Origin of the sequence: Klebsiella sp. CN_Kp100 (assembly GCF_040065315.1) — a bacterium.
Lineage (GTDB): Bacteria > Pseudomonadota > Gammaproteobacteria > Enterobacterales > Enterobacteriaceae > Klebsiella > Klebsiella oxytoca.
Genome location: NZ_JBEAIJ010000030.1, coordinates 24,848 through 37,474 on the forward strand (window position 1 = coordinate 24,848; position 12,627 = coordinate 37,474).

At 54.3% G+C, this 12,627-nt stretch carries 12 protein-coding genes; 5 read left to right on the forward strand and 7 right to left on the reverse strand.

Annotated elements, in window-relative coordinates:
- Positions 1-73 precede the first annotated feature (73 nt).
- From nirB to ABLV12_RS10020, 5 genes are all read left to right on the forward strand, one after another.
- Positions 74-2,617 carry an NADPH-nitrite reductase large subunit gene (nirB, locus tag ABLV12_RS10000; protein ID WP_023329054.1) on the forward strand — a complete coding sequence of 848 codons (2,544 nt, stop codon included), beginning with the start codon at positions 74-76 and terminating at the stop codon, positions 2,615-2,617.
- A complete protein-coding gene (gene nirD, locus ABLV12_RS10005; RefSeq protein ID WP_004106426.1) occupies positions 2,614-2,940 on the forward strand; it encodes a nitrite reductase small subunit NirD in 327 nt (108 codons plus the stop codon). Before nirB ends, nirD begins: the two co-directional genes overlap by 4 nt.
- A 138-nt stretch (positions 2,941-3,078) precedes the next feature.
- On the forward strand, positions 3,079-3,885 hold the full coding sequence (gene nirC, locus ABLV12_RS10010; RefSeq protein ID WP_023321706.1) for a nitrite transporter NirC: 807 nt from the start codon (positions 3,079-3,081) through the stop codon (positions 3,883-3,885).
- A gap of 220 nt (positions 3,886-4,105) precedes the next feature.
- Positions 4,106-5,479, forward strand: a complete 1,374-nt coding sequence (gene cysG, locus ABLV12_RS10015) for a siroheme synthase CysG (RefSeq protein ID WP_004106431.1) — start codon at positions 4,106-4,108, stop codon at positions 5,477-5,479.
- A gap of 231 nt (positions 5,480-5,710) precedes the next feature.
- Positions 5,711-5,884: a YhfL family protein gene (locus tag ABLV12_RS10020; RefSeq protein ID WP_016810006.1), complete on the forward strand. Its 174-nt coding sequence runs from the start codon at positions 5,711-5,713 to the stop codon at positions 5,882-5,884.
- A 254-nt stretch (positions 5,885-6,138) separates the two neighbouring features.
- Here the strand turns inward: ABLV12_RS10020 and trpS are convergent, their stop codons facing one another.
- From trpS to aroK, 7 genes are all read right to left on the reverse strand, one after another.
- Positions 6,139-7,143 (reverse strand): tryptophan--tRNA ligase, encoded by a 1,005-nt coding sequence (trpS, locus tag ABLV12_RS10025; RefSeq protein ID WP_004115985.1) that lies wholly within the window; start codon positions 7,141-7,143, stop codon positions 6,139-6,141.
- 3 nt (positions 7,144-7,146) lie between these two features.
- Positions 7,147-7,896: a phosphoglycolate phosphatase gene (gene gph, locus ABLV12_RS10030; RefSeq protein WP_064397859.1), complete on the reverse strand. Its 750-nt coding sequence runs from the start codon at positions 7,894-7,896 to the stop codon at positions 7,147-7,149.
- Entirely contained in the window at positions 7,889-8,566 is a 678-nt protein-coding gene (gene rpe / locus ABLV12_RS10035) for a ribulose-phosphate 3-epimerase (protein ID WP_004106437.1), read from the reverse strand. The genes gph and rpe overlap by 8 nt, the downstream gene beginning before the upstream one ends.
- Positions 8,567-8,583: 17 nt before the next feature.
- Entirely contained in the window at positions 8,584-9,411 is an 828-nt protein-coding gene (gene dam / locus ABLV12_RS10040; RefSeq protein WP_004106438.1) for an adenine-specific DNA-methyltransferase, read from the reverse strand.
- 78 nt (positions 9,412-9,489) lie between these two features.
- Positions 9,490-10,800 (reverse strand): cell division protein DamX, encoded by a 1,311-nt coding sequence (gene damX / locus ABLV12_RS10045; protein ID WP_064397857.1) that lies wholly within the window; start codon positions 10,798-10,800, stop codon positions 9,490-9,492.
- An 84-nt stretch (positions 10,801-10,884) separates the two neighbouring features.
- Entirely contained in the window at positions 10,885-11,979 is a 1,095-nt protein-coding gene (gene aroB / locus ABLV12_RS10050; protein ID WP_004106440.1) for a 3-dehydroquinate synthase, read from the reverse strand.
- 54 nt (positions 11,980-12,033) lie between these two features.
- Positions 12,034-12,555: a shikimate kinase AroK gene (aroK, locus tag ABLV12_RS10055; protein ID WP_004106441.1), complete on the reverse strand. Its 522-nt coding sequence runs from the start codon at positions 12,553-12,555 to the stop codon at positions 12,034-12,036.
- Between the last annotated feature and the right edge of the window lie 72 nt (positions 12,556-12,627).

Genomic DNA, 12,627 nt, shown 5'->3' on the forward strand with positions numbered 1-12,627 from the left:
ATTGATTTGCATCAATAAGTGTCGCGGCTGAATCGTTAAGGTAGGCGGTAATATAAAAGAAATCGAGGCAAAAATGAGCAAAGTCAGACTCGCTATCATTGGTAATGGTATGGTCGGCCACCGCTTTATTGAGGACCTTCTTGATAAATCCGACGCCAGCCTGTTCGATATTACCGTCTTCTGTGAAGAACCCCGTATCGCCTACGACCGCGTACACCTCTCCTCCTACTTCTCTCACCATACCGCCGAAGAGCTCTCTTTGGTACGGGAAGGTTTCTACGAGAAGCACGGCGTTAAGGTACTGGTCGGTGAACGCGCCATTACCATCAACCGCCAGGAGAAGGTCATCCACTCCAGCGCAGGCCGTACCGTTTTCTATGACAAGCTGATTATGGCAACCGGCTCCTATCCGTGGATCCCGCCGATAAAAGGTTCTGAAACTCAGGACTGCTTTGTTTATCGCACTATTGAAGACCTGAACGCTATTGAAGCCTGCGCCCGTCGCAGCAAGCGCGGCGCCGTCGTCGGCGGCGGTCTGTTAGGCCTGGAAGCCGCTGGGGCGCTAAAAAACCTCGGCGTTGAAACCCACGTCATTGAATTCGCCCCCATGCTGATGGCGGAACAGCTGGATCAGATGGGCGGCGAACAGCTGCGCCGTAAGATTGAAAGCATGGGCGTGCGGGTGCACACCAGCAAAAATACCAAAGAGATTGTCCAGGAAGGACGCGAAGCGCGTAAAACCATGCGTTTTGCCGACGGCAGCGAGCTGGAAGTTGACTTCATCGTTTTCTCTACCGGTATCCGCCCGCGCGATAAGCTGGCCACCCAGTGCGGTCTGGAAGTCGCTCCACGCGGCGGCATTGTGATCAATGACGCCTGTCAGACTTCTGACCCGGATATCTACGCCATCGGGGAATGTGCCAGCTGGAATAACCGCGTTTATGGCCTGGTCGCCCCGGGCTATAAAATGGCCCAGGTTACCGTTGACCATATCCTGAAAACAGAAAACGCCTTTGAAGGCGCGGATCTGAGCGCCAAGCTAAAGCTGCTGGGCGTTGACGTCGGCGGGATTGGCGACGCTCACGGACGCACGCCAGGCGCGCGCAGCTACGTTTACCTCGACGAAAGCAAAGAGGTCTACAAACGCCTCATCGTGAGTGAAGATAATAAAACTCTGCTCGGTGCGGTGCTGGTGGGCGACACCAGCGATTACGGCAATCTGCTGCAGCTGGTGCTCAATGCGATCGAACTGCCGGAAAACCCGGACTCGCTGATCCTCCCGGCGCACGCGGGCAGCGGTAAGCCGTCAATTGGCGTGGATAAACTGCCGGACAGCGCACAAATTTGCTCCTGCTTTGACGTCACCAAAGGCGCATTGATTGCCGCTATTAATAAAGGCTGCCACACCGTGGCGGCGCTGAAAGCAGAAACCAAAGCCGGCACCGGCTGCGGCGGCTGTATCCCGCTGGTGACTCAGGTTCTCAACGCCGAACTGGCGAAACAGGGCATCGAAGTCAACAATAACCTGTGCGAGCACTTTGCGTACTCCCGTCAGGAACTGTTCCACCTCATCCGCGTGGAAGGCATCAAAACCTTTGAAGAGCTGCTGGCAAAACACGGTAAAGGCTACGGCTGTGAGGTTTGTAAACCGACCGTTGGCTCGCTGCTGGCCTCCTGCTGGAACGAATATATTCTGAAACCGCAGCACACCCCGCTGCAGGATACCAACGACAACTTCCTGGCCAATATCCAGAAAGACGGCACCTACTCCGTTATTCCTCGCTCTGCCGGCGGTGAAATCACCCCGGAAGGGCTGGTGGCGGTGGGCCGCATCGCTCGTGAATTTAACCTGTATACCAAGATCACCGGCTCCCAACGTATCGGCCTGTTTGGCGCACAAAAAGACGATCTGCCAGAAATCTGGCGTCAGCTGATCGACGCGGGCTTCGAAACCGGTCACGCATACGCTAAGGCGCTGCGAATGGCGAAAACCTGCGTAGGCAGCACCTGGTGCCGCTACGGCGTGGGCGATAGCGTCGGCTTCGGCGTAGAGCTGGAAAACCGCTACAAAGGCATCCGTACGCCGCACAAAATGAAGTTTGGCGTCTCGGGCTGTACCCGCGAATGCGCGGAAGCTCAGGGTAAAGACGTCGGCATCATCGCCACGGAGAAAGGCTGGAACCTTTACGTCTGCGGTAACGGCGGTATGAAACCCCGCCACGCGGATCTGCTCGCAGCGGATCTGGATCGCGAAACATTAATGAAATATCTCGACCGCTTCATGATGTTCTATATCCGTACCGCCGACAAACTGACCCGTACCGCACCGTGGTTAGATAACCTGGAAGGCGGCATCGATTATCTGAAGTCGGTCATCATCGACGACAAGCTGGGACTGAACGAGCATCTGGAAGAAGAGATGGCTCGCCTGCGTGCAGCGGTAGTCTGCGAGTGGACAGAAACCGTTAACTCGCCAGCGGCCCAGGTACGCTTCAAACACTTTATCAACAGCGACAAGCGCGACCCTAACGTCCAGGTAGTGCCTGAGCGTGAGCAACATCGCCCGGCCACGCCGTACGAACGTATCCCGGTAACTCTGGTGGAGGAAAACGCATGAGCCAGTGGAAAAATATCTGCAAACTCGATGACATCCTGCCGGAAACCGGCGTCTGCGCGCTGTTAGGCGATAAACAAGTGGCGATTTTCCGCCCGTATCACGGTGACCAGGTGTTTGCGATTAGCAATATCGACCCGTTCTTCGAGTCCAGCGTCCTCTCTCGCGGCCTGATCGCCGAGCATCAGGGCGAGCTGTGGGTGGCCAGCCCGCTGAAAAAGCAGCGCTTCCGCCTGCGTGACGGCCTGTGTATGGAAGATGAAAGCCATTCGGTGGCGCACTATGAAGCCCGAGTGAAAGACGGCATCGTGCAATTACGCGGTTAAGCAATTTAAGGGAGGCGCAACGCCTCCCTTTTTTTTAAATTTTTTACCTTCAATTGATGACACAACATCATCTGTGCTGCGTCGCGAAGGCTGCCAACCAGGAAGCAGCGCAAAGGATGAGGTGTTAAAGGAAATCCTATGTTTACGGACACAATAAACAAGTGCGCGGCCAACGCCGCCCGCATTGCGCGCCTTTCGGCCAATAATCCAATCAGCTTCTGGGTCAGCTCAATGATGGCGGGAGCCTATGTCGGCCTCGGCATCATTCTTATTTTTACCCTCGGCAACCTGCTCGATCCTGCGGTCCGCCCGCTGGTGATGGGCGCCACCTTTGGCATTGCGTTAACGCTGGTGATTATCGCCGGCTCTGAATTGTTCACCGGCCACACCATGTTCCTTACGCTGGGCGTGAAAGCGGGCACCATCAGCCAGAGTCAGATGTGGGCGATTCTGCCCCAGACCTGGATGGGTAATCTGCTGGGTTCGGTTTTCGTGGCGCTGCTGTATTGCTGGGGTAGCGGCAGCCTGCTGCCGGTCGATAGCAGCCTCGTGCATACCGTCGCGCTGGCAAAAACCAGCCAATCCGCGATGGCGCTCTTTTTCAAAGGCGCGCTGTGTAACTGGCTGGTGTGTCTGGCGATCTGGATGGCGATTCGTACCGAGGGCGCGGCCAAATTTATCGCCATCTGGTGGTGTCTACTGGCGTTTATCGCGTCCGGCTATGAGCACTCCGTCGCCAACATGACGCTTTTTGCCCTCTCCTGGTTTGGCCATCACAGCGATGCGTATACCCTTGCGGGAATAGGTCACAATTTGTTATGGGTAACACTCGGCAATACTTTGTCCGGTGTCGTATTTATGGGATTGGGTTATTGGTATGCTACGCCGAAATCGGAGCGCCCCGCCCCGGAAAAAACTAACGAGACTGAGAGTCTGGCTCAGTAGGCGTAATCGGTGAAGGCAGGTTGAACGCGGACAGCGCGAAACAACCGGAACGTACACGTAGTACGTGAGGATGATTCGCTACGCTCACCCTTCGGGCCGCCCTAAAGGGCGTTCAAAACTCGATGAATTTTGTGTGAGCACTGCCCAGGTTCAACCTGACAAATAAAATAGCCTGATAGCCAGATTCTAAGGCTGCTGCCAATAATTAAGAGGGAATGTCGTGGACCATTTGCCTATATTTTGCCAATTACGCGATCGTGACTGTTTGTTAGTCGGCGGCGGCGATGTGGCTGAACGTAAAGCTCGCCTGTTACTGGACGCTGGCGCCAGATTGACGGTTAATGCCCTGGATTTTGTGCCGCAATTCCAGGTATGGGCCGATGCAAACATGCTAACCCTGGTCCAGGGCGAGTTTAATCCTGCGCTGCTGGATAACTGCTGGCTGGCCATCGCTGCTACCGATAACGAAGCGGTTAATCAACAGGTCAGCGAATCAGCGGAAGAAAGGCGAATATTTTGCAACGTGGTCGATGCGCCTCAGCAAGCCAGCTTTATTATGCCGTCGATTATCGACCGTTCACCGCTGATGGTTGCCGTCTCTTCCGGCGGCACCTCGCCGGTGCTGGCGCGCCTGCTGCGCGAAAAGCTGGAGTCGGTTCTGCCATTACATTTAGGCCAGTTGGCCCACTATGCAGGTCAGCTGCGTTCAAGGGTGAAGAAGCAGTTTGCCACCGTCGGCGAGCGCCGACGCTTCTGGGAGAAGCTGTTTGTTAACGACAGGCTGGCGCAGTCGCTGGCCAACGAGGACCGCCAGGCCGTCGCGGACGCTACGGAGCAGCTGCTGACCGAGCCGCTGGACCATCGCGGCGAAGTGGTGCTGGTAGGCGCAGGTCCTGGCGACGCCGGACTGTTGACCCTCAAAGGCCTGCAGCAAATACAGCAGGCCGATGTAGTGGTTTATGACCGCCTGGTCTCCGACGACATCATGAATCTGGTGCGCCGCGATGCCGATCGGGTCTTCGTGGGAAAACGCTCGGGCTACCACTGCGTACCCCAGGAAGAGATTAACCAGATTCTGCTGCGCGAAGCCCAGGGTGGAAAACGCGTTGTTCGCCTGAAAGGTGGCGATCCGTTTATCTTTGGTCGCGGCGGCGAAGAGCTGGAAACTTTGTGTCATGCGGGTATTCCTTTCTCGGTAGTACCGGGAATTACCGCGGCCTCTGGCTGTTCCGCCTACTCCGGCATCCCCCTGACTCACCGGGATTTTGCCCAGGGCGTGCGCCTGGTCACCGGCCACCTTAAGACCGGCGGCGAACTGGACTGGGAAAACCTGGCGGTAGAGAAACAGACCCTGGTGTTCTACATGGGCCTGAACCAGGCTCCGGCGATCCGGGAAAAACTGATTGCCCACGGCATGGCGGCGGATATGCCCGCTGCCATCGTTGAGAACGGCACGGCGATAACCCAGAAGGTGGTCACCGGTACGTTAGAACAGCTGGATATTCTGGCGAAGCAAATGGCCAGCCCCGCGCTGATTATTGTCGGTCGCGTTGTCGGCCTGCGCGACAAGCTGAACTGGTTCTCAAATCACTAATCTTCCTGGCCCACTATTACCATTAATATTGGGCCATATTTTCTTTCAACATAATCTTGCCGCAAATATATTCCATAATATTTAAAAAGCAATTAAGTTAATTTAACCCTTGAAAATTTGACACCCAAAATAAAATCCTATTAAATCAAAAATAAGAAATGACTCAAAAGCCGTTTCTTATTAGCAATGGAAAGTCAAATATATTATATATCATACAACAGGGATTATCTTATGAAAAACATGCTCAGGTTCGCTGCATTAGCGGCAGTTCTCACGTCGCTCACTGCCTGCACCGGCCACATTGAAAACAAAAATAAAACATGCAGTTATGACTATCTCCTTCATCCTGCAATTTCTATTTCCAAGATGATAGGCGGCTGTGGACCCGCAGCAGATCAGAAATAAAATCTCAGGTCGGATTATTCCGGCCTTTTTATATGCGGCCTAAAAACCAGTACAATTAAGAAAGTCATGATTGTGTATGAGCGATACGAATAATGACATTTCGGGCTCGCTGCTTTCCGGCCCATCAACGAGTGCTCCTCGCTAATAAATGCAGAGCGTTTATAGAACCACTGCATCATATGGCATCAGCGATTACCAATGAAAAAGCCGGATGTTTTGCACCCGGCTTTTATTGCTCAACCACCGTTAATCCATCAGGGTTTGGCGACGAAACCAATCGCTTCGTAAACCGCTTTCAGGGTCACGGAAGCGCGAGCGCTGGCTTTCTCTGCGCCCTCTTTCATGACCTGATTAAGGAAGGCTTCATCACTGCGGAATCGGTGATAGCGCTCCTGCAGTTCGGTCAGCATACCGGAAACGGCTTCTGCCACCTCGCCCTTCAGATGACCGTACATTTTGCCTTCAAAATGCTGCTCCAGCTCTGGAATGCTCTGACCGGTAACCGCAGAGAGAATATCCAGCAGGTTGGAAACGCCCGCTTTGTTCTGGATGTCGTAGCGAACAACCGGCGGCTCGTCGGAGTCGGTGACCGCGCGTTTGATCTTCTTCACTACCGATTTCGGGTCTTCCAGCAGGCCGATAACGTTGTTGCGGTTATCATCTGACTTGGACATCTTTTTGGTCGGCTCCAGCAGCGACATCACGCGCGCGCCGGATTTGGGAATAAACGGTTCCGGAACTTTAAACACGTCGCCATAGATAGCGTTGAAACGCTGGGCGACATCGCGGCTCAGTTCCAGGTGCTGCTTCTGGTCTTCGCCAACCGGGACCTGGTTAGTCTGATACAGCAGAATGTCGGCAGCCATCAATACCGGATAGTCAAACAGACCGGCGTTAATGTTTTCCGCATAGCGCGATGACTTGTCTTTAAACTGGGTCATACGGCTCAGTTCGCCGAAATAGGTGTAGCAGTTCAGCGCCCAGCCCAGCTGCGCATGCTCAGGCACGTGGGACTGAACAAAAATGGTGCTTTTTTTCGGGTCGATACCGCACGCCAGATACAGCGCAAGCGTATCCAGCGTCGCCTTACGCAGCTGCTGCGGATCCTGACGGACGGTAATCGCGTGCTGGTCAACGATGCAGTAAATGCAGTGGTAATCGTCCTGCATGTTTACCCACTGACGCAGCGCACCCATATAGTTGCCAATGGTCAATTCACCTGAGGGCTGTGCGCCACTAAAAACGATGGGCTTTGTCATTTTTTATTCCTGAGTTTCACTGTACGGTAGCCCGAAAGCGGGCAAGAGTTCATTAAATTGGTCAAAGATATAATCCGGCTCACTCAACGAAATCGGCTCGCCGTAGTTGTAGCCGTAGGTCAATCCGATAGAGCAGCAGCCGGCGGCCTTCGCGGCCTGAATATCATTGCGCGAGTCGCCAACGAACAGCAGCTCTGCGGGCGCCAGCCCCAGTTTCTCCGCGACCATCAGCAGCGGTTCCGGGTGCGGTTTTTTGTTTTTTACGTCATCGCCGCCGATAACAACGGTAAAATATTTGGCGATATCCAGCGACGACAGAATTGGCGCGACAAACGGCGTTGGCTTATTGGTCACCAGCGCCAGCGGCAGGCCTTTTGCGTGCAGCGCGCCCAGCGTATCGGCAACGGCAGGAAACAAAAAGCTCCCCTCTTCCGCCACTTCGCCATAGTAGCGATCGAACAACTTGCGCAAAATGGCCTGTTGCTCAGCCTGCGGGATATCATCATGATCGACGGAAGGTTTGCCCTGCGCCGCTCTGAGCGTCGCGCGCTCCTGACGAGCCCAGGTCAGGGCCCGCTGGATGAGTACGTCAGCGCCGTTACCAATCCAGGTCACGACTCGCTCTTCGCCCGCCATCGGGAGTTCCAGCGCATACAGGGCGTTATCAACGGCAGCGGTCAATCCCGGCGCGCTGTCCACCAGCGTTCCGTCGAGATCAAACGCCACACCGCGAATGTTGTGTAACTTATCCATGGCTAACCTTTGCTAATTCACTACGCATTTGTTCAACGACTTTTTTGTAGTCCGGCTGATCGAAAATAGCCGAGCCGGCAACAAACATATCCGCACCGGCAGCAGCAATCTCAGCGATGTTGCTCACTTTTACACCGCCATCCACTTCCAGACGGATGTCGTAGCCGGATTCATCAATGCGACGACGAACTTCACGCAGTTTATCCAGGGTATGCGGAATAAAGGACTGACCACCAAAGCCAGGGTTGACGGACATCAACAGAATGACATCCAGCTTATCCATCACGTAATCGAGGTAGCTCAGGGAGGTCGCCGGGTTAAATACCAGGCCGGCTTTACAGCCGTGCTCTTTGATAAGCTGCAGCGTACGGTCAACGTGTTCGGAAGCTTCCGGATGGAAAGTAATGATGCTGGCGCCCGCGGCGGCAAAATCAGGGATGATGCGGTCAACCGGCTTGACCATCAAATGCACATCAATCGGCGCGGTGATACCGTAATTTCGCAGTGATTTCAGCACCATCGGACCAATGGTCAGATTCGGCACGTAGTGGTTGTCCATCACGTCAAAGTGCACAACATCCGCACCCGCAGCCAACGCATTGGCGGTATCCTCGCCCAGACGGGCAAAATCAGCCGACAGAATCGAAGGGGCAATCAAATACTGCTTCATCCGCATCTCCTTGAAATTTATTTGGTCTTGGGCGGACGGTACAGAGCCAGAAGCTCGTCCACCTTCTTACGTGTACCACCGTTACTGCTGATGCTGCGTCGAACCTTCACAATATGCGTCTCAGCGGCGTTTTTATACCACTCCTGAGTGAGCGGCGTGCGATGGTTGGAAATCAGCACTGGAATACGCTTTTTCATCAGCGATTCCGCTTTTTTAGCCAGCAGCTCCTGCTGCTCCTGGCTAAAGCTATTCGTATGATAGGCCGTGAAGTTAGCCGTTGACGACAGCGGCGCATAGGGCGGATCGCAGTAAACAACGGAACGGTGATCTGCCCGCTTCATGCACTCTTCATAAGATTCACAATGAAACTCGGCATGCTGCGCCTTCTCCGCGAAATGATACAGTTCAGCTTCGGGAAAATAGGGCTTTTTATAACGGCCAAAGGGCACGTTGAACTCCCCGCGCAGGTTGTAGCGACACAGACCATTGTAGCCATGACGGTTCAGATACAGGAACAGCACCGCGCGGCGCAGCGGCTCTTGGCTCTGGTTAAACTCGTCGCGAAACAGATAATACTGTTCAGCAACGTTGTTCTCAGGCGTAAACATCTCTCGCGCCGCCGCAACGTACTCATCGGTTTGCAGTTTGACGATGTTATACAGATCGATCAAATCACTATTGATATCAGCGAGGATATAACGAGAAAAGTCGGTATTAAGAAATACCGACCCGGCGCCCACGAAAGGCTCAATCAAGCAGTCGCCCTGCGGCAAGTGCTTTTTAATATCATCAAGCAGGGGGTATTTGCCCCCTGCCCATTTCAGAAAAGCGCGATTCTTTTTCATGCTGCCTAACTAATTACACATTCTCCGGCTGTGGAGAAAGCTCCGACAGCATCCAGCGCTTCAGACTACACTGCGGCATTATTTCAGGTCAGACTGAACCTGATGCAGCGGTTTTGCCCACGGATTTTTCGCCTGTACATCTGTTGGCAGCGTAGCAACGGCACGTTTCGCTTCATCTTTTGAAGCGTAAATACCGCTCACCAGCACATACCAGGGCTGACCGTTACGCGTAGTCTCGTAGACAACATATTTCTCCAGCTTCTCTTTCTTCGCCCAACTATTGAGGTTGTTGTAGTTAGAAGAGCTGCTGAGCTGCAGCGTATAGTGGCCGGACGGCGCAGACTTCATCGAACCAACATCGCCAGCGCTTTTACCCGTAGTCGCCGCTGTTGCTGCCGGAGCGGCAGCTGCAGTCGCAGCCGGAGCAGTAGTTGCTGTCGCGGTGGTCGCCGCAGGAGCGGTAGTCGCAGCCGGTTTAGCCTGTGCGGTAGCGGTAGGCTTAGTGGTCGGCTGAGTTTTTGCCGGGGTCGTAGCGGCGACGCTTTCTGTACGCTTAGGCTGAACCGGAACCTGTTTCGGCTGCGTCGGCGCTTTCGCCGTGGCCTGCGGTTTTGGTTCGATAACCGTATGCTTACGCTCAGCCGGACGCGGCGCTGCCGCCGTCTGACGCTCGGTAGTGGCCTGACGCGGGGCGGCGCCATTGCGCAGCGGCGCAACGGTAGCAGGTTCTGTAGGCAGAGTAGAGTTGGCTACCGCGCTATCAATTTGCCCCTGCTGCTGGGTCAGCGCGTTATTCAGGTCACCCTGAACCTCAACGCGCTGCTGCCCTTGTGGTTCAGCCGTCGTCTGCCCTTGAGTCGGGTTAGACGCGATGGGCGGCAGAGAGACATCCTGCGATTGCGCGTTGTTTGCCGCAGAGGAGTCCTGGGCCGCTGGCTGGGTATTATTGTCCTGATCTCCGGACAAGTTGATGCTCTTCTCGCCGGAAGCGGTTTGCTCGTTGGATGAGGATGGTGATTTCAGCGCGGAACCAACGCCAACGATCAGCAGCAGCAGAACGAGGATGCCTACGCCCATCATGATGTACTGACGGGAGGCCGGTTTTGCCGGCGCTTTCTTACGCTTACGCGGACGACGCTCAACCTGACGCTCTTCGTCATCGCCTTCGTCAGACTCTACTTCTTCTTCGTACTCTTCATACTGCTCTTCATCGCGCTCACGGCGTGCTTTGCTGCCGCGCGTCGGGCGACCATCGTCAGCATCATCAAGATCGACATCATCAAAATTGATTTGCGGATCGGCATCACGCTCTGAAGACTGACGAGAACGACCAGTACGACGATCGCTGCGATCGGCTTTCATATCGTCTTCTGGTTTTAATTCATCCATTTAACACCCCACTAAAAGGCTTATGCTCACGACTATTGCATGTCACCCGAAATGATAACGCCGCGCGAACGCGGCCAGACCTTCTTATTGTTGCGCCTGCTGAGTATCAGCAATCGCGCCAAGAACAACATCATGCGGTACTCCGCCGCGTATCTCGCTCTTCCCTATCGCGAGGGGTAGCACCAGCCGCATCTCGCCTGCCAGTACTTTTTTATCACGCATCATGTGGGGCAAATACGCGTCAGCTGTCATCTCCTGCGGCCCGCACACCGGCAGGCCTGCACGTTGCAGCAGATGGATAATTCGCTGCGTATCCTGCGGATTAAACCGCCCCAAACGCTCGGACGCATGCGCCGCCATCACCATACCGGCAGCAACCGCTTCACCATGTAACCAATTACCGTAGCCCATTTCAGCTTCGATAGCATGACCAAAAGTATGGCCAAGATTGAGTAAAGCACGTAACCCGGTTTCGCGCTCGTCGGCAGCGACAACTTCAGCTTTCAGCTCACAACAGCGACGGATACAGTACGCCATCGCTTTTTCATCCAGCGCCATCAGTGCATCAATATTATTTTCCAGCCAGTCGAAAAATTCGCCGTCAAGAATCACGCCGTACTTGATCACTTCAGCCAGACCGGAAGAGAGCTCACGCTTCGGCAGCGTTTTAAGACAGTTGAGATCGACAACAACGGAAACTGGCTGCCAGAAGGCGCCAATCATGTTTTTACCGAGAGGGTGGTTGACGGCCGTTTTGCCGCCCACCGAAGAGTCCACCTGCGACAGCAGGGTGGTAGGAACCTGAATAAAGCGCACGCCACGCTGGTAGCTGGCGGCGGCAAATCCGGTTAAATCACCGATCACCCCACCGCCGAGCGCCACTAGCGTCGTGTCGCGGCCGTGTGGTTTTTGCAATAGCGCGGTAAAAACAGTATCCATCACCGCCAGGCTTTTAAACTGCTCGCCGTCGGGAAGAATCACGCTATCGACTTTTACTCCCGCTTGCTCAAGTACGGAGCGTACGGTATCCAGATAAAGCGGCGCCAGCGTTTCATTGGTGACCAGCATAACCTGATCGCCTGATTTCAGTGGCAGGAAGGAAGCTGGATCGTTAAACAAACCAGCCGCGATGGTAATCGGGTAACTACGTTCCCCGAGGGTTACAGTAAGCCTCTCCATAACGCGACGTCCACCTCAGTTGCTTTTACTCTGACGCACTTTATTAAGCCAGAATCAATTGCTTTCCAGCATATGAATAATCTGGTTTGCTACCACTTTCGCGCTTTGATCGTCAGTGCGGATAGTGACATCAGCAATCTCTTCGTACAGTGGATTGCGCTCATCTGCCAACGCTTCCAGAACTTCGCGAGGCGGCGCATCAACTTGTAACAAAGGACGCTTTTTATCGCGCTGCGTACGGGCAAGCTGCTTTTCGATAGTTGTTTCCAGGTACACCACCACGCCGCGGGCGGAGAGACGGTTACGCGTTTCACGGGATTTTACAGAGCCACCGCCAGTTGCCAGCACGATTCCCTGTTTTTCCGTCAACTCATTGATGATTTTTTCTTCACGGTCGCGGAAGCCGTCTTCGCCTTCTACATCAAAGACCCAACCCACATCTGCGCCAGTGCGTTTCTCAATTTCTTGATCGGAATCGTAAAATTCCATGTTGAGCTGTTGGGCTAACTGGCGCCCAATAGTGCTTTTGCCGGCACCCATAGGCCCAACCAGAAAGATATTGCGTTTCTCTGCCATTTTTTCGGTACTACTAAGACTATTCGTTAATGGTAAACCCGCTTCGCAGACACCCAGCGCAGCAGGACATGA